The 15,313-nt window shown below is 62.8% G+C and carries 18 protein-coding genes; 10 read left to right on the forward strand and 8 right to left on the reverse strand.

Going from position 1 to position 15,313, the window contains the following annotated elements; genetic code table 11:
• Window positions 1-21: 21 nt before the first annotated feature.
• The 4 genes from urtD (at window position 22) to CCOS864_RS25295 (ending at window position 2,704) form a co-directional block, all read left to right on the forward strand.
• Window positions 22-843 carry an urea ABC transporter ATP-binding protein UrtD gene (urtD, locus tag CCOS864_RS25280; RefSeq protein WP_115089024.1) on the forward strand — a complete coding sequence of 274 codons (822 nt, stop codon included), beginning with the start codon at window positions 22-24 and terminating at the stop codon, window positions 841-843.
• A gap of 69 nt (window positions 844-912) precedes the next feature.
• The gene (gene urtE, locus CCOS864_RS25285) at window positions 913-1,611 is read left to right on the forward strand and encodes an urea ABC transporter ATP-binding subunit UrtE (protein ID WP_115089026.1); all 699 of its coding nucleotides are present in this window, start codon (window positions 913-915) and stop codon (window positions 1,609-1,611) included.
• 38 nt (window positions 1,612-1,649) lie between these two features.
• Window positions 1,650-2,177 (forward strand): GNAT family N-acetyltransferase, encoded by a 528-nt coding sequence (locus CCOS864_RS25290; RefSeq protein WP_115089028.1) that lies wholly within the window; start codon window positions 1,650-1,652, stop codon window positions 2,175-2,177.
• Between the two features lie 5 nt (window positions 2,178-2,182).
• Window positions 2,183-2,704 carry a GNAT family N-acetyltransferase gene (locus CCOS864_RS25295; protein WP_115089030.1) on the forward strand — a complete coding sequence of 174 codons (522 nt, stop codon included), beginning with the start codon at window positions 2,183-2,185 and terminating at the stop codon, window positions 2,702-2,704.
• A gap of 111 nt (window positions 2,705-2,815) precedes the next feature.
• Here CCOS864_RS25295 and CCOS864_RS25300 read toward each other — a convergent pair whose 3' ends face one another.
• Both CCOS864_RS25300 and cbpA read right to left on the reverse strand, forming a co-directional pair.
• Window positions 2,816-3,121, reverse strand: coding sequence for a chaperone modulator CbpM (locus tag CCOS864_RS25300; RefSeq protein ID WP_045196932.1), 306 nt, complete (start codon window positions 3,119-3,121; stop codon window positions 2,816-2,818).
• A gap of 2 nt (window positions 3,122-3,123) precedes the next feature.
• On the reverse strand, window positions 3,124-4,083 hold the full coding sequence (gene cbpA / locus CCOS864_RS25305; protein ID WP_115089032.1) for a curved DNA-binding protein: 960 nt from the start codon (window positions 4,081-4,083) through the stop codon (window positions 3,124-3,126).
• Window positions 4,084-4,242: 159 nt separating this feature from the next.
• Between cbpA and CCOS864_RS25310 the strand changes: the two genes are divergently transcribed.
• Window positions 4,243-5,508 (forward strand): Hsp70 family protein, encoded by a 1,266-nt coding sequence (locus CCOS864_RS25310; RefSeq protein ID WP_115089035.1) that lies wholly within the window; start codon window positions 4,243-4,245, stop codon window positions 5,506-5,508.
• Window positions 5,509-5,616: 108 nt separating this feature from the next.
• Here CCOS864_RS25310 and CCOS864_RS25315 read toward each other — a convergent pair whose 3' ends face one another.
• Entirely contained in the window at window positions 5,617-6,624 is a 1,008-nt protein-coding gene (locus CCOS864_RS25315) for an AI-2E family transporter (protein ID WP_115089037.1), read from the reverse strand.
• Between the two features lie 219 nt (window positions 6,625-6,843).
• On the opposite strand from CCOS864_RS25315, the gene CCOS864_RS25320 reads away from it, so the two are divergent.
• Entirely contained in the window at window positions 6,844-7,770 is a 927-nt protein-coding gene (locus CCOS864_RS25320; protein WP_148708574.1) for a hypothetical protein, read from the forward strand.
• On the opposite strand, the gene CCOS864_RS25325 is transcribed toward CCOS864_RS25320, so the two are convergent.
• From CCOS864_RS25325 to CCOS864_RS25335, 3 genes are all read right to left on the reverse strand, one after another.
• Window positions 7,752-8,162, reverse strand: a complete 411-nt coding sequence (locus CCOS864_RS25325) for a hypothetical protein (RefSeq protein WP_115089041.1) — start codon at window positions 8,160-8,162, stop codon at window positions 7,752-7,754. The genes CCOS864_RS25320 and CCOS864_RS25325 overlap by 19 nt on opposite strands.
• Window positions 8,163-8,273: 111 nt before the next feature.
• Window positions 8,274-8,555, reverse strand: coding sequence for a PsiF family protein (locus CCOS864_RS25330; protein ID WP_115089043.1), 282 nt, complete (start codon window positions 8,553-8,555; stop codon window positions 8,274-8,276).
• Between the two features lie 62 nt (window positions 8,556-8,617).
• Complete coding sequence (locus CCOS864_RS25335; RefSeq protein WP_115089045.1) at window positions 8,618-9,409, reverse strand: AraC family transcriptional regulator; 792 nt, start codon at window positions 9,407-9,409, stop codon at window positions 8,618-8,620.
• 98 nt (window positions 9,410-9,507) lie between these two features.
• On the opposite strand from CCOS864_RS25335, the gene CCOS864_RS25340 reads away from it, so the two are divergent.
• The gene (locus CCOS864_RS25340) at window positions 9,508-10,401 is read left to right on the forward strand and encodes a DMT family transporter (protein WP_115089047.1); all 894 of its coding nucleotides are present in this window, start codon (window positions 9,508-9,510) and stop codon (window positions 10,399-10,401) included.
• On the opposite strand, the gene CCOS864_RS25345 is transcribed toward CCOS864_RS25340, so the two are convergent.
• On the reverse strand, window positions 10,382-11,272 hold the full coding sequence (locus CCOS864_RS25345) for a lipase family alpha/beta hydrolase (RefSeq protein WP_115089049.1): 891 nt from the start codon (window positions 11,270-11,272) through the stop codon (window positions 10,382-10,384). The genes CCOS864_RS25340 and CCOS864_RS25345 overlap by 20 nt on opposite strands.
• Window positions 11,273-11,395: 123 nt before the next feature.
• Between CCOS864_RS25345 and osmE the strand changes: the two genes are divergently transcribed.
• Complete coding sequence (gene osmE, locus CCOS864_RS25350; protein WP_038997418.1) at window positions 11,396-11,749, forward strand: osmotically-inducible lipoprotein OsmE; 354 nt, start codon at window positions 11,396-11,398, stop codon at window positions 11,747-11,749.
• 90 nt (window positions 11,750-11,839) lie between these two features.
• Window positions 11,840-12,370 carry a ferritin-like domain-containing protein gene (locus CCOS864_RS25355; protein ID WP_010221634.1) on the forward strand — a complete coding sequence of 177 codons (531 nt, stop codon included), beginning with the start codon at window positions 11,840-11,842 and terminating at the stop codon, window positions 12,368-12,370.
• Window positions 12,371-12,471: 101 nt separating this feature from the next.
• On the opposite strand, the gene CCOS864_RS25360 is transcribed toward CCOS864_RS25355, so the two are convergent.
• A complete protein-coding gene (locus CCOS864_RS25360; protein WP_115089051.1) occupies window positions 12,472-14,532 on the reverse strand; it encodes an AsmA family protein in 2,061 nt (686 codons plus the stop codon).
• A gap of 341 nt (window positions 14,533-14,873) precedes the next feature.
• Here CCOS864_RS25360 and CCOS864_RS25365 point away from each other — a divergent pair, with 341 nt between their 5' ends.
• Window positions 14,874-15,275: a hypothetical protein gene (locus CCOS864_RS25365; RefSeq protein ID WP_115089053.1), complete on the forward strand. Its 402-nt coding sequence runs from the start codon at window positions 14,874-14,876 to the stop codon at window positions 15,273-15,275.
• Window positions 15,276-15,313: the final 38 nt, after the last annotated feature.

Genomic DNA, 15,313 nt, shown 5'->3' on the forward strand with positions numbered 1-15,313 from the left:
CCGCCGGTGCACCCGGAATTCATGCTTGAACCGATCCTCGACGCCGGCAGCGGCCGCGATGCCATCGGCCTTGGCCAGCGCCGCGGCGAAGGCCTGGACGTGCGCCACGGCACGGTGCTGACCCTGGAAGACATCAACGTCAGCTTCGACGGCTTCAAGGCACTGAACAGCCTCAACCTGTACATCGGCGTCGGTGAACTGCGCTGCATCATCGGCCCCAACGGCGCCGGCAAGACCACGCTGATGGATGTGATCACCGGCAAGACTCGCCCCACCAGCGGCAAGGCCTGGTTCGGCGACACCCTGGACCTGACGCGCATGAGCGAGGTGCAGATCGCCCAGGCCGGGATCGGTCGCAAATTCCAAAAGCCGACGGTGTTCGAGGCCTTGAGCGTGTTCGAGAACCTGGAGCTGGCGCAGAAAGCCGACAAGTCAGTGCTGGCCAGCCTGGTTGCGCGCCTGAGTGGCGAGCAGCGCGACCGCATCGACGAGATCCTGCAGACCATTCGCCTGAGCGGCTCGGCCCAGCGTCAGGCCGGCTTGCTGTCCCACGGCCAGAAGCAGTTCCTGGAGATCGGCATGCTGCTGATGCAGGACCCGCAATTGCTGCTGCTCGATGAACCGGTCGCGGGCATGACCGATGCCGAAACCGAATTCACCGCCGAACTGTTCAAAAGCCTGGCCGGCAAGCATTCGCTGATGGTGGTCGAGCATGACATGGGCTTTGTCGGCAGCATCGCCGACCACGTCACCGTGCTGCATCAGGGGGGTGTGCTGGCTGAAGGGTCGCTGGAGCAGGTGCAGGCGGATGACCGGGTGATCGAGGTTTATCTGGGAAGGTGACTTGCAGAGCATCGCGGGGCAAGCCCGCTCCCACAGGCCCCGCGATAAGACCAACAAAGGACATCAGACATGCTGAAAATCGACTCCCTGCACCAATACTACGGCGGCAGTCACATCCTGCGCGGCCTGTCCTTCGAGGCCAGGGTCGGTGAAGTCACCTGCCTGCTCGGCCGTAACGGCGTCGGCAAGACCACCCTGCTGCGCTGCCTGATGGGCCTGCTGCCCACCCGCGAAGGCAGCGTGCACTGGGAAGGCCAGGCGATCACCGCACTCAAGCCGCACCAGCGGGTGCACGCCGGCATCGCCTACGTGCCCCAGGGCCGCGAGATCTTCCCGCGCCTGAGCGTCGAGGAGAACCTGCTGATGGGCCTGTCGCGCTTTGGCGCCAGCCAGGCCAAAAGCGTGCCGGGCTTCATCTACGAGCTGTTCCCGGTGCTGCTGCAGATGAAACAGCGCCGTGGCGGCGACCTCTCCGGCGGCCAGCAACAACAACTGGCCATCGGCCGCGCCCTGGCCAGCCAGCCACGCTTGTTGATCCTCGACGAGCCCACCGAGGGCATTCAGCCTTCGGTTATCAAGGAGATCGGCGCGGTGATCGGCAAACTTGCCGCCCGGGGCGACATGGCCATCCTGTTGGTCGAGCAGTTCTACGACTTTGCCGCTGAGCTTGCCGACCAGTACCTGGTGATGTCGCGCGGTGAAATCATCCAGTCCGGGCGTGGCGAAAATATGGAAGCCGAGGGTGTGCGCGGCCTGGTAACCATTTAACCTGAGCCGATCACCGTGCCCCTGTTCGAGAACCTGCCATGACTTACCTGCTGCGCGATGCCGTGCCTGCCGACCTGCCGGGCATTCGCGAGATCTACAACGATGCCGTGCTCAACACCACGGCGATCTGGAACGAGCAAGCGGTCGACCTGGGCAACCGCCAGGCCTGGTTCGAAGCCCGCCAGGCCCAGGGTTATCCGATCCTGGTGGCGGTGGACGCTGCCGATCAAGTCCTCGGCTATGCTTCGTTTGGCGACTGGCGGCCGTTCGAAGGTTTTCGCCATACCGTCGAGCATTCGGTGTACATCCGCAACGACCAGCGCGGCAACGGCCTGGGCCCCAAGCTGATGCACGCGCTGATCGAACGGGCCCGCGCCTGCAACAAACACGTGATGGTCGCTGCCATCGAAAGCGGCAACGCCGCCTCGATTCGCCTGCACCAGCGCCTGGGCTTCACCCTCAACGGGCAGATGCCCCAGGTCGGGGTGAAGTTTGGCCGCTGGCTGGACCTGACCTTCATGCAGTTGATCCTCAACCCGGATGCCCTGCCCCCGACAATGGAGTGACGCCTGTGAATGCTGCGCAGCTTAATCGTGTAACCCATGAAAGCCTTGCCTATTACCGCGACGGCCTGGTGGCGTTGCTGCTTGATGCCGTGCAACACGGCGCCTCGGTGGGGTTTCTGGCGGCTATCGATGTGCAGCAGGCCGAGCGTTACTTCGAGGAGGTAAGGCAGCGCCTGGTCAGCGGCGAGCTGTTGCTGTGGGTGGTGGGCAAGGACAAGGAAGTGCTGGGCAGTGTCCAGCTGGGCTTGTGCCTCAAGCCCAACGGTTTGAACCGGGCGGAAGTACAGAAGCTGCTGGTGCATAGCGCGGCACGGCGCCGTGGCCTGGGCCAGCAGTTGATGCACGCGCTGGAACTGGCGGCGCGACAGAAGCAACGCGGCATGCTTTACCTGGATACCGAGGCCGGCTCGGGGGCCGAAGCTTTTTATCGATCGCTGGGCTACAGCAAGGCGGGCGAGATTCCGGATTACGCCTGCGGGCCGGACGGGGTTTATCGGGCGACGGCGTTGTACTACAAGTTGCTCTAGGTCTTCAGGGCCAATCGCCGGCAAGGCCGGCTCCCACAGGGTACTGCATGCACAGGGCCAGTGTGGGAGCCGGCGTTGCCGGCGATCGGTCGCGCAGCGGACGCAATGAACTCAGCCCTGCACAAACCGCCCCAAACGTTGCCTGAGCATGCTGTTCTCGCTGCGCAGTTGCTGCACTTCCTCCAGCAGCTCCAGGGCCAGCGCCACCCCTTCCCACTCCAGTTGCAGATCGTGATGCAGCTTCGCCGCGCGCTTGGCCAGCACCGGCGCCTGATCGTCAAACAGCCAGTCTTCCGGCGTTCGCCCAGAAGGCTCGACAATGCCGTGTTCGACGATTTCGATCACGTAGGCCGCCGGCAGATCGGCTTCCTGACAGAGGGTCTGCATGTCCAGTTGAACGATCAGGGTACTGCTCATGATCAGCTACTCCATTGTGTCCTCGGGTTGAACGCGGCCTTTTCCGACAGCTTGGTCCACAGCTCACGGGCTGCGGCATCGGAGTGGCTCGGCATCACCACTTTCAATTGCGCATACAGGTCGCCACGCTGGCCCTGCTTGTTGCTCAGGCCCATGCCCTTGATGCGCAGGCGCTGGCCGTTCTGGCTGTCCGGACGGATGGTCAGGTTGACCTTGCCGGTCAGGGTCGGCATCGCCACCTTGGTGCCCAGGGCGGCCTCCCACGGTGCCAGCGGCACGGTGATGATCAAGTCATGACCTTCGACATCGAACAGCGGGTGCGGTGCCATGCGAATGGTCAGGAACAGGTCGCCATTGGCGCCGCCACCGACGCCCGGCGCGCCCTGGCCCTTGAGGCGGATCTTCTCGCCGTCGCTGACGCCGGCCGGGATCTTCACGTTCAGGGTCTTGGTGGTAAAGCCCGTGCGCTGGCCGTGGGCGTTGTGCTGCGGCACCTGGAAGCTGATCTGCTTGGATTCGCTGGACAGGGTTTCCTCAAGGAAAATCGCCAGTTCCATTTCCACGTCCTGCCCCCGCCGTCCGGCGCTGCGTTGCTGGCCGCGGCCAAAAGGATTGCCGTTGCCACCGCGCGAACCGAAGATCGAGCTGAAGAAATCGGAAAAATCGCCACCGTCGCCAAAACCGCCGGCACCGGCCGAGCCGCGGCTTTCCCAGCCCGGCGGGCCCTGGAACGGCCGGCCATGCTGGCCGTATTTGCGCAGCTCGTCGTACTCGGCGCGTTTTTCCGGATTGCTCAGGGCTTCATAGGCCTCGTTGGCCTCCTTGAATTTCTCCTCGGCGTCACGCTCTTTGCTGACGTCGGGGTGATACTTGCGCGCGAGCTTGCGGTAGGCGGTCTTGATCGCCTTGTCATCCGCAGTGGGCTCTACGCCAAGAATCTTGTAATAGTCTTTGAAGTCCATCTAAGGAATCACCATGGGTTAATCGAATGCTTTGTAGATTGGGGTCAAGCATAGCCTTTCAAGGTGCTCATGGGTTTGCTGCAAAGCAGATAATCGGTCTTGATTCTGCTGCCAGCTGGCATAAACTGCGCGGCCGTTTTTCCCCCGGAAGTACAATCCATGAGTCAAGCATCCCCGGCCCGTGCCTGCGGCATCGACTTCGGCACCTCCAACTCCACCGTCGGCTGGCATCGCCCGGGCGTGGAGTCGTTGATCGCCCTGGAAGACGGCAAGATCACCCTGCCGTCGGTGGTGTTCTTCAATATCGAGGAGCGCCGCCCGGTGTACGGCCGCCTGGCCCTGCACGAATACCTCGAAGGCTATGAAGGCCGCCTGATGCGCTCGCTCAAGAGCCTGCTGGGGTCCAAGCTGATCAAGCACGACACCAGCGTGCTGGGCACCGCGCTGCCGTTCAAGGACCTGCTGGGGATGTTCATCGGCGAGCTGAAAAAGCGCGCCGAAGCCAACGCCGGCCGCGCCTTCGACGAGGTGGTGCTGGGCCGCCCGGTGCATTTCGTCGATGACGACCAGGCCGCCGACCAGGAAGCCGAAGACACCCTGGCCGAAGTGGCAAAGAAAATCGGCTTCAAGGAAGTCTCCTTCCAGTACGAACCGATTGCCGCGGCCTTCGACTACGAGTCGAACATCCAGGGCGAAGAGCTGGTGCTGATCGTCGACATCGGCGGTGGTACTTCGGACTTCTCGCTGGTGCGCCTGGCCCCTGAGCGGCACATGCTCGACGACCGCCAGCAGGACATCCTCGCCACCGGCGGCGTGCACATCGGCGGTACCGACTTCGACAAGCAGCTGAGCCTGCAGGGCGTGATGCCGCTGTTCGGCTACGGCAGCCGGATGAAGAGCGGTGCCTTCATGCCGACCAGCCACCACATGAACCTGGCCACCTGGCACACCATCAACTCGGTGTACTCGCAAAAATCCCAGCTGGCCCTGGGCAGCATGCGCTACGACATCGAAGACACCGACGGCATCGACCGCCTGTTCAAGCTGATCGAGCAGCGCGCCGGGCACTGGCTGGCGATGGAAGTGGAAGAGACCAAGATCGAACTGACCCACAACGATCGCCGCCTGGTCGATCTCAAGCGGGTCGAGCCGGGGCTCAGCGTCGAACTGAGCCGGGCGCTGTTCGAAGAGTCGATCGACAACCTGCTCGAGCGCGTGCGCGGCAGTGTCAGCGAACTGCTGACCAAGGCTGGCGTGGGTGTCGCGCAGGTCGATACGGTGTTCTTCACCGGCGGTTCCAGCGGCATCCCGGCATTGCGCCAGAGCGTGGCGGCGATGCTGCCGAATGCCCGGCATGTCGAAGGCAACATCTTTGGCAGCATTGGCAGCGGTTTGGCGATCGAGGCGCGCAAGCGTTACGGTTGAGATAGCCGGGGCCGCGTTGCGGCCCTTTCGCCGGCAACGCCGGCTCCCACAAAGTATTGCTGCACACTATCCCTGTGGGAGCCGGCCTTGCCGGCGATAGCCTTCAGTTCACACCAGCTCTTGCTGGCGCAACTCACTCTTCAGATAGGCGTAATAGATCGGCCCCGCCACTACCCCAGGCAGTCCGAACGCCGCCTCGCACACCAGCATCGCCAACAGTAGCTCCCACGACTTGGCGCTGATCTGCCCGCCAACGATCCGCGCGTTGAGGAAGTACTCGACCTTGTGGATAACAATCAGATAGCCCAGCGCCGCCATCGCCACCCAGATCGACAACGACAGGCCGACGATGGTGATCAGGGTGTTGGACATCAGGTTGCCGATCACCGGTAGCAAGCCGAGCAGGAAGGTCAGCACGATCAGGGTCTTGGTCAGTGGCAGATGCACGCCGAACAGCGGCAGCACCACGGCGAGGAAGATGCCGGTGAAGAAGGTGTTGAGCAGGGAAATCTTGATCTGCGCGAAGACGATGTTGCGAAACGCCTGCACCAGCAGCGCCAAGCGGTTGAACAGCGCCGCCGCCAGGGGCTTGCGCTTGGAGATGTCGGGAATACGCTGCAGCGCGACGATGGCGCCGAGGATCATGCCGATCAGCAGGGTGACGAACATGTGCGCCGCGCCCTTGCCCACCAGTTGCAGCTCACCCAGGTGGGTTTTGAGCCAGTCGCCGATGGCTACCTTGAACTCGGAGGCACTGGCCGGCAGGTAGGCGTCGATGAACGGCGGCAGCTGTCCGCGAGCCTGATCCACCAACAACATGAACTTGTCCAGGGACGCCCCGGGGTTTTCTGCTTCGTGCAGCAGGAAGCTGATGGCACCGGCGAACAGCAACGTCAGGGTGCTGACCACCAGGGTGCCCAGCAACGCTACCGCCAGCCAGCGTGCCCGTTGCCCGGCAATCAGGTGCTGCAGCTTGGGGGTGAGCATGTTGACCAGTTCGAACACCAGCAGCCCGGCCAGCAGGCTCGGCAACAACTTGAGCGGCAACACCAGCAACAGGCCGGTGAAGACGATGATCCAACTGGCCAGGGTGATCTGGCGCTGAGTAAAGGTCATACAACCTCGAAAGGCGACGGCATGGAAAACCGGCAGTCTGCCAGCCTTCGTCCGGCAGGCATAGTGGCACGCAGCGGCGCTGCGGCTGGCAATGCCGTTGTGATGTTTCTATGATTGCCGCCCCCAATGGAATGGTGGCGCCGCGCAGGCGCTTTCGCAGGTAGGCGAAACAGGAATCCCTCTGTGCCTTCCCACCTTCAAGGCAAAGAGTTCCAGACCATGCGCAAACTGCTTGTCCTGCTTCCGCTGATGCTGCTTGGCGGCTGTTCGGAAGATTTCGCCACCCTGCATTTCGCGCAGCCGGTAAGCGCCTACTATGGCGACCTCAGGCCGCAATACGGCGATGACCTGTACCAGGCCATCCTGGCACTGAAAATCGATCCAAAAGACATCGAGGTCGAGCTTGACGATGACCACCGGCAGAACTTGCGGATCAACGTCTCACGCTCGCTCGATGCCGGTAAGCGCCAAGCCCTGCGCGAGTTGTTCGACGAAATTCCCCGGGCTCGTGCCGCCGCTTCCTGGGAAGTCGATGTCACCCTTGAACCGCACGCGCCGGGCGCCAGGTTCGACGGTTTTAGCGAGGCGGTCAAAAGCATCCAGGGGCCAGTCACCCTGCAGCTCAAGCTTGGCAATCGTATCGAAGCGCTTTCCAGTGCCACGCTGCGCGAGCGCACGCTTGCCGCCGAGAACAACAGTGAAGTGTCGAGCATCATCACCTGTCACGTGCTGGCCGAGGTGTCCGGTGGCCCATTCAAGTTCAGGTCGATCGTGCAGCGCGACGATGGCCCGCCGGAACGCGCGCAGGTCATTATCGAGTACGCGCCGATGCATTTCGCCCAACTGCCGGCACGCTTCGACTTCAAGGACCCGACCCTGCGGGAGAGAATCCACAACGGCCAGGTCAAGGCCTGGCAAGCCGAGGGGACGCCGCAGCGCAGCCCGTGGCGCCCCTTCGAGATGGCCTTCGAGATCGGCTCGCTGGGCAAGCAGAGCCTGAACTTGAATCCGGGCAAGGACCTGCGTATCGGCATGCTCCAGAGCGACTGCCGGGACCTGGCCAACCGCGCCGGCCGGCCGTTCTCGCTGTTTATCGGCGAGGGCCTGGACCGGCTCGAGTCGGTGACTTACGCCGCCGACGACTGAAGCTGGTCGCGAAAGGCTTCGGCGTTCTCGACATTGAAGCGACTGAGGCGGCGCGAGCCGCTGAAGTCGACGATCAGGCGATTGCACAGCAACAGGTTCTGCACCTTGACCTCGGTGATCTCCTCCACCGGCACCGCCACCCGGTACTGTTTGCCGTCGAAATAGTGCACCTTGCCCTCTTCCAGGCTCAGGCTGGTGGCAATCTCCTTGCCGCAGATCATGTTGAACAGCGCGGTGACCGACAACAGGGTCAGCAGGCTGAAAAAGGCCAGGTCCCTGCCGTCGATCCAGTAGTTGATCGTGGCAATCGAGTAGAGGAAAAACGCTGCGGCAAAGAACGCCGAGCAGCCGAGCAACAGATGCTGGCGCGAGAAGTTGAAGTCCGTTTTCATGAAGATCCTGGCGATGAAGTGTGCAGGATGAACCACCCTGCCCGGGCCGCGGATCATAGGGGGGTGGCGACAGGCTCGCAAGAACCGCGGGCCTGCCGCCAGCAGCAGACGTTACTTTTTCTTCAGGCAGTCGCTCATGTACGCCTTGCGCTCGTCGCCCTTGAGCGCCTTGGTGGTGGCGTCGGCGTTGCAGGTTTTCATTTTGTCCTGCTGGGTCGCAGGTTTGGCTTTCAGGCAGGTGCTCATGAACGCCTTGCGTTCATCGCCCTTGAGCGCCTTGGCCGTGGCGTCGGCGTTACAGGTCTTCATTTTTTCCTGTTGCGCCGTAGCGGCAAAACCTTGGGAACACATCAGCAATCCCAGCAACAGCAACGGCACACGCACCATCTTCATGGCGTTTTCTCCTGGTCGCCGCGCACCACGCGCAGCCTTGGCGAGAGTGTAGACAAATACTCTTACAAACCTCCAGCGCGAGCCCGGCGCCGGTACTGCTCAGGCGTGCAGTGGGCCTGGCGCTGGAACATGGCGATGAACGCCGAGGCGCTGCTGTAACCCAGATCGAAGGCAATCTGCTGGATCGGCAGGTTCTGCTCCAGCGCCTCGATGGCGCGCAGAAATCGCAGGCGCAGGCGCCACTCGCCAAAGCTCATGCCCAGCTCGCGGATGAACTGCCGGGCCAGGGTGCGTTCGCTGACATGGACGCTGGCGGCCCAATGGCCGAGCGGGCGATTGTCGCCGGGCTCGGCATGCAGAGCCTGCAGCACATCGCCCAGACCGGCACTGCGTGCGTAGGGCAGGTAGCAGGTCTGGGTCGGTGCGCGGCGCAACTGGTCGACCAGCACCCGGGCCAGGCGCTGGTCGGCTTCATCTTCAGGGACCTTGACGTCACGGGCGGCAAAATCGCCAAGAATGGCCTTGAGAATGTCGCTGATCACCAGGGTGCACGGTTCGCCAGGCAGGCCCTGGCACAGGGCGCGATCCAGGTACACCGAGCGATAGACGATGGCCTGCGGGTTGTAGCAGCTGTGCTCGGTATCGGGCGGCACCCACACCGCATAATGCGGCGGCGAGATGAAGCGCTGGCCGTCGATATCCAGGTGCATGATGCCGTGCGCCGCATAGTTGAGCTGGCCCCAGGCATGCCGATGGGCGGCGCTGTGGGTATCGGCGCCGAACTCGTCGTAGCGAAAATACACCGGGGCCGGCAAAGCCTCGAATTGCGGAATTTTTACGTACTTTATCGACATGCTGTCTGGATCTATGGGCAGGTTGTCTGGATGCAAGTATAAACAACAAGACAGACAAGCGGATAATAGCTGCCTGTACCCTCAAGAGTTCCTGTTTCATGAATTATGCGTTTCCATTGCTGGCAATCTTCATCTGGGCCGGCAATACCGTGGTCACCAAGATGTCTGCCGGGGCGATCTTCCCGGCCGAGATCGGCTTCTATCGCTGGCTGCTCGCCGGCCTGCTGTTCACGCCCTTTCTTTTGCGGCCGGTGTTGCGCAACTGGGCGGCGATTGGCCCGAACCTGGGCAAGATTTTCATTCTCGGCGTACTCGGCATGGCGGTGTACCAGAGCCTGGCCTACTTCGCCGCCGCCATCACCAGCGCTACCAACATGGGCATCATCCTCTCGCTGATGCCGCTGATGTCCCTGGCCTTGGCAATCATCAGCCTCGGCCAGCGCCTGACCATCGGTGCGCTGATTGGCGCGGTGGTGTCGTTCATCGGCGTGCTGGTTGTGGTGTCGGCTGGCGATCTGGCGGTGCTGGTGCAACACGGGGTCAACGGCGGTGATGCGCTGATGCTGATCGCCACCCTGGCTTATGCGGTGTACAGCACCCTGCTGAAAAAGTGGCAGTTGCGCATCCCACCGCTGCAGCTGCTGTATCTGCAGGTGCTGGTGGCGATCATCGTGCTGTTTCCGCTGTTCCTGTTCTCGGAAAAGACCGGCCTGGGCGCGGGCAACATCGGCCTGGTGATCTACGCCTGCGTACTGGCCTCGATGATCGCGCCGCTGGCCTGGATGCAGGGGGTCAGCCGTCTGGGCCCGAGTCGCACGACGCTGTTCTTTAACCTGCTGCCAGCGGTGACAGCGGTGATCGCTGCCATGGTGCTGGGCGAGCAGCTGGCCCTCTATCACCTGGTGGGCGGGGTGCTGACCCTGGTCGGGGTGATCCTCGCCGAACGCTGGAAAACACCCCTGCGCCGCAGCGCTACAGTCCCGCAGCCTTGAGCCTGGCAGCATGTTCGGTGAACAGCCGCACAGGCTCTGCGCCCTTGCCCACCGCACCTAGCGACTGATTGACGATGTCCAGGTGATCGAGCGGATAGTCATCGCCGATCACCTGGCCCAGGTGCGAGCTGAAGCGCCCGACCATGCCGTCGCACTGGCCCTTTTCCCGCACGAAGGTGCGGGCGAACAGGCGGCAGAAGCGATTGCTGCCGTCCAGGCGGTTGAGGCCGCGATCGGTCCGGCCCGGTTGCAGGGTGCCGGACCAGGAGTAGTAACGCACGCCATTCACCTCGGCCGGTCCCTCGCCGCCCCAGGTGGTCGGCAGGCCCTGTGGATAAGCCTGGTTGAAGCGCGCCACGCCGGCACTGGTGAGCGACTGGTGCGAGGCGTGGACGTCAATCGGCAGTTTCGGCCCGCGCCAGCCGGTCTCCAGCCAGCCCATCAAAACCCCCAGCCCATGCAGCAGAGCCTTGAGCACACGGCCGCGCGCGGAGTCGGCGGGGTAATAGTCATGCAGGTGATCGGCCAGCTCCGAGCCGTGATTGGGCCCGGCAATCGAGGTGACGGACGCCACCCATTCCGGCCGTTTGGCGGCCGCATAGCGCGCCGTCAGGGCGCCCTGGCTGTGGCCAAGCAGGTTGACCTTGTCGGCGCCAGTGCGCCGACGCAGGTCCTCGATGATCAGCAACAACTGCTCGCCGCGCACCTCGCAGGAGTTGAGCGGCGACACCTGCACGGCAAACACCGTCGCCCCGCCCCGGCGCAACGCCGAAACGATCCCGAACCAGTAGGGATACAGCAGCAGGCGGACAAACCCGAGCATGCCTGGCACCAGCACCAGTGGATAACGCGTGGCGAGCCCTTGGGCCATGGCTGCATTCCCCGTTCCGTGGACAGTCGCCCAACACTACAGGCTCTTCGATGGCAATCGCAATCGAACTCCCGCCGCTCGCTGGGGTTCCAAGCCAATAGACCCTCAGCAAGGAGCTCAACCATGTACAAACAGACCCTGGCCATCCTCCTGACCACCGCCACCCTGGCCGCCTGCGGCAGCCGCCCGGAAAACCCGGTGGACTACGTCACCTATCACGAAGAGCCGCTGGTCAAGCAGGTCGAGAACGGCATGACCATGCAGCGGGTGATTGCCATTGGCGGCAGCCCATCGACGGTGATCGACCTGCCCCACGGCGGTACCTGCAACAACTACATCCTCAACCGTGACGGAAAGCAGCAGGCCTATTACGTGCGCTTCGATGCCACCGGCCATGTCGACGCCAAGGGCTTCAAGACCTGCGAACAACGCCAGGTCGATGACGAGGCCGTCGAAAAGGCCAAGGCCAAGCTATAAAACTTTTCCCCGTGCTGGCGACTCACAGCTTTAGTAACCAGCGCGCCGACAGAGCGTGAAGATCTATCCGTTTTCAGCCTGGAGATGATGATGAGCAACGTTGAACTGACCGATGTTAAAACCCTGCGTGAGCGCGCCCGCCAGCATGTCGAGCAGGGCGCCGTGACCGAAGGCTACAGCGCCGACCGGGAAAAAATCCTGCGCCTGCTCAACGAGTCGCTGGCCACCGAGTGGGTCTGCGCCCTGCGCTACAAGCGCCACTACTACATGGCCAGCGGGATCAAGGCCAGTGTCGCAGCTGACGAATTCCTCGAGCACGCCACCCAGGAGCTGGAGCACGCCGATAAACTGGCCGAACGCATCGTCCAGCTGGGCGGCGAACCGGACCTGAACCCGGACAACCTGAGCAAGAATTCCCATGCCCAGTACGTCGCCGGCAGCAACCTCAAGGAGATGGTCCTGGAAGACCTGATCGCCGAGCGGATTGCCATCGACAGCTACCGCGAGATCATCCAGTACATCGGCGAGAGCGACCCGACCACGCGGCGGATCTTCGAAGACATCCTGGCCCAGGAAGAGGAGCACGCCGACGACATGGCGGATTTGCTGCAAGGCCTGTAGACCTTATCGCGGGTCAAGCCCGCTCCCACAGGTCTGGTGCACACAGTTCCATTGTGGGAGCGGCGGTGCGACGGCTCGACTTGACCCGCGATTGCTTCCTCTCAACCCGCCTTCACTGCTCGCGGCGCCTTGCCAGCCTTCATTTGCTCCAGCAACGGCGTGCACTGGTTCGGCACATCCCCACTTGGCGCTATCAGTGCCAGCAACCCCGCCGCCGGCCCCACTGTCACCCCCAGAGCCACCATCCCCACCCCACGCAAGGCCAGCGGCAAGGCCTGTACGCCAGCGCTTGGCTTGGCGAACGGCCCGCGCACATACAGCGGCGAGCGCAGCGAAATAAGGCGCACGCCCTTGGACTCGGGGTTGATCTTCAAATCCAGCTGCTCGCTGGCGAAGTTGGCGGTACCGTTGATGTAGATGATCGCGTTCTCGGTATCGAAGACGAACACCCGCGTTGTCGCCAGGCCATCCTTGATACCGAAGTCGGCTGCCGCGCAATTGATCTTCACTTCCTTGTCACCAAACAGCTTGCCGACCACATAGTTGCCAACGTTGAGCCCGGCGATCTCCATCAATCCACGGCTGATGGCGCCATCGTTGATCAGCATTTTCAAGTCGCCATTGGCGGTCGCCAGCAGCGCTGCCACCGAGTTGCCACGACCACTCAGGTCGGCGTCGCCATTGAGTTCGCCGAAGCTGGTCTTCATCGGCTCGAAGGTCGGGAACAGCTGCTTGAGCTTGAAGTTACGCGCACTCAGTTGCGCCCGTCCCTGCAACGGCACGCTACGGCCATCGAGGCGCACCTGGGCGTCGAGCTTGCCGCCGGCGATGCCAAAGCGCAGTGGTGCCAGGCGCAGCACGCCATCCTCGAGGACGAAGTGGCTGGAAAGATCGGTGAACGGCAGCTCGGCACTGTGCACGATGCGCTTGCCGCTGAAGGTCACGTCCGCGTCCATGGTCCGCCAGCGTTCGGTGCGAAATTCCTCGACCGGCAACACCTTGCCCGCGGGTTGCTTGCTGGCACCGCCTCGGGCTTTCTGTTGGGCATTGGAGTCGGCCCCGATCAGCGGCGCCAGGTCCTTGAACAGCAATTGGTTGGAAACCAGCTTGCCGCTCAGCTTTGGCCGCGGCTGGCTGGCGACGAACGCCAGGTCACCATGGATATCGCTGTCGCCGATCTTGCCGTTGAAGCCTTCATAGCGAAACGCCGCGCCGCCAGGTTCATGCAGTTTGGCCGTGAGATGACCATCGGTGGCATAGGGCGGTGAATCGGGCAGGGTCACGCCGGTGAGCGGATACAGGTTGCCCAGGCTCGCTCCTGACAGACGCAGGCGCAGGTCGAGGGCGCCGAGATTGCGCGGGTCGGTCAGGGTGCCGGCGACGGCGATGCGGGTTTCGCCAATGGCCATGTCGGCCTGCAGCGGGAACGGCTGCGAAGCGTCCTGCAGGGCCAGCAGGCCGCCGATCTTGCCGGTGCCGGCCAGCGCCTGGCCTTTGTAGCGGCCCTTGACCTTGAGGCCGAAGGCGTAGTCCTGGGCAGCACCGGCCTTCTGCGCCGAGGCCTTGCCGACGATGTCGCTGAACGGGATCGGCTTGCCCAACGGGTCGATCAACACCTCCAGGCGGGTTTTCAGGGTCTGGTCATCGAGACTTACCTGGCCCTTGTCAAAGCCGATGGCGCCGATGTCGAGCACCCATTTCGACGGTTCGGCCTGCTCGTCCTTGGGGCCGAAGTCGAAGGTCCAGTTGGCACGGCCATCGGCCAGGCGCTTGAGGCTGGCGGTCGGCTGGTTGAGATCGATGCGTGGAATGACGATCTGCTGCACCAGCAGCGGCAGCGGCGCCAGGCGGAACTCGACGCGCTTGAGGCCGACCATCTGCGGCTCCTTGAGCCAATCGGGGTTGCCCAGGGTCAGGTCTTCGGCGATGAAGTGCGGCCATGGCAGCCAGGCGCGCCAACCGCCTTGCTCCGGCTCACGCTGCCAACGCACCGCCAGGTTGCCGTTGATGGCGAAGGGCCGATGCAGTGCTTCGGAGACCTTGGCATTGAGGGTGGGCTTGACCCGGTTCCAGTCGAAGGTGGCGATGACGATCACCACTACGGCCAGGACCAGCAGCAGGCTGGCGAGGGTCCAGGTGATGATTTTGGCGGGGCGCGTCATTGCACGATTCTCCTGATGACTGCATGGCAAAAAGCGGGCGCGTTGATGGCACTTATCTCTTCGGACTGATGAAAACCCGAGGGGTTTAATTGATCAGCCATGATAACGAGGTTTTTTCTGACCTTTTTCTCAACTTTTGTCGATCGTTACCTCATCCGGCTGCCCCGGTAACGACCTCGGCGCCGTCGCTCATCGCGCCGTAAACTGCGGTTTAGAGCGGCCGCTGCAAAGCATCAATTCCGTTGATTGTTACCATTATCTTTATGAACTTTTATCTGGCGTTTCCCGGCGTAGCATTGGCTCCGTACCCACTTTCCAGCCCCGCCGAGGAGCACCGAATCATGAAACGCCAATTACTGCTGAGCCTGTCCCTGTCCATCCTGGCCGCCAACGCCTTTGCCGTTCCCGCCGCCGAACAAGCCCTGACCGCCGAATCGCGTTCCAGCTCGACGGTGATTTCGCAACCGCTGAACCCGCTGGCCGAAGGCGGTTCGGATCGACTGCTGGAGCGCAACAACCGTGTTGCCGAAGGTGGCTCGGATCGCGTACTTGACCGCAACAACCGCGTTGCCGAAGGTGGTGCTGATCGCCTGAATGACCGGGTCAAGGTTGCCGAGGGTGGTGCTGATCGCCTGAAACAGTACTACAAGGTAGCCGAAGGTGGTTCTGACCGTCTGAAAGCACGCTTCGAGGTCGCAGAAGGTGGTTCTGATCGTCTGATCGAAATCCAACGCGCGAGCTGAAGCCTATGCCAGACAACAAGAGACACCAGCGCTGTAGT

Source organism: Pseudomonas wadenswilerensis (assembly GCF_900497695.1).
Classification (GTDB): domain Bacteria; phylum Pseudomonadota; class Gammaproteobacteria; order Pseudomonadales; family Pseudomonadaceae; genus Aquipseudomonas; species Aquipseudomonas wadenswilerensis.

What these genes read in the sequence shown, in the direction of transcription:
- urtD (WP_115089024.1), top strand. Translation starts at nt 22, where the DNA reads ATGCTTGAACCGATCCTCGACGCCGGCAGCGGCCGCGATGCCATCGGC.
- urtE (WP_115089026.1), top strand. Translation starts at nt 913, where the DNA reads ATGCTGAAAATCGACTCCCTGCACCAATACTACGGCGGCAGTCACATC.
- CCOS864_RS25290 (WP_115089028.1), top strand. Translation starts at nt 1,650, where the DNA reads ATGACTTACCTGCTGCGCGATGCCGTGCCTGCCGACCTGCCGGGCATT.
- CCOS864_RS25300 (WP_045196932.1), bottom strand. Translation starts at nt 3,121, where the DNA reads ATGAGCAGTACCCTGATCGTTCAACTGGACATGCAGACCCTCTGTCAG.
- cbpA (WP_115089032.1), bottom strand. Translation starts at nt 4,083, where the DNA reads ATGGACTTCAAAGACTATTACAAGATTCTTGGCGTAGAGCCCACTGCG.
- CCOS864_RS25310 (WP_115089035.1), top strand. Translation starts at nt 4,243, where the DNA reads ATGAGTCAAGCATCCCCGGCCCGTGCCTGCGGCATCGACTTCGGCACC.
- CCOS864_RS25315 (WP_115089037.1), bottom strand. Translation starts at nt 6,624, where the DNA reads ATGACCTTTACTCAGCGCCAGATCACCCTGGCCAGTTGGATCATCGTC.
- CCOS864_RS25320 (WP_148708574.1), top strand. Translation starts at nt 6,844, where the DNA reads ATGCGCAAACTGCTTGTCCTGCTTCCGCTGATGCTGCTTGGCGGCTGT.
- CCOS864_RS25325 (WP_115089041.1), bottom strand. Translation starts at nt 8,162, where the DNA reads ATGAAAACGGACTTCAACTTCTCGCGCCAGCATCTGTTGCTCGGCTGC.
- CCOS864_RS25330 (WP_115089043.1), bottom strand. Translation starts at nt 8,555, where the DNA reads ATGAAGATGGTGCGTGTGCCGTTGCTGTTGCTGGGATTGCTGATGTGT.
- CCOS864_RS25335 (WP_115089045.1), bottom strand. Translation starts at nt 9,409, where the DNA reads ATGTCGATAAAGTACGTAAAAATTCCGCAATTCGAGGCTTTGCCGGCC.
- CCOS864_RS25340 (WP_115089047.1), top strand. Translation starts at nt 9,508, where the DNA reads ATGAATTATGCGTTTCCATTGCTGGCAATCTTCATCTGGGCCGGCAAT.
- CCOS864_RS25345 (WP_115089049.1), bottom strand. Translation starts at nt 11,272, where the DNA reads ATGGCCCAAGGGCTCGCCACGCGTTATCCACTGGTGCTGGTGCCAGGC.
- osmE (WP_038997418.1), top strand. Translation starts at nt 11,396, where the DNA reads ATGTACAAACAGACCCTGGCCATCCTCCTGACCACCGCCACCCTGGCC.
- CCOS864_RS25355 (WP_010221634.1), top strand. Translation starts at nt 11,840, where the DNA reads ATGAGCAACGTTGAACTGACCGATGTTAAAACCCTGCGTGAGCGCGCC.
- CCOS864_RS25360 (WP_115089051.1), bottom strand. Translation starts at nt 14,532, where the DNA reads ATGACGCGCCCCGCCAAAATCATCACCTGGACCCTCGCCAGCCTGCTG.
- CCOS864_RS25365 (WP_115089053.1), top strand. Translation starts at nt 14,874, where the DNA reads ATGAAACGCCAATTACTGCTGAGCCTGTCCCTGTCCATCCTGGCCGCC.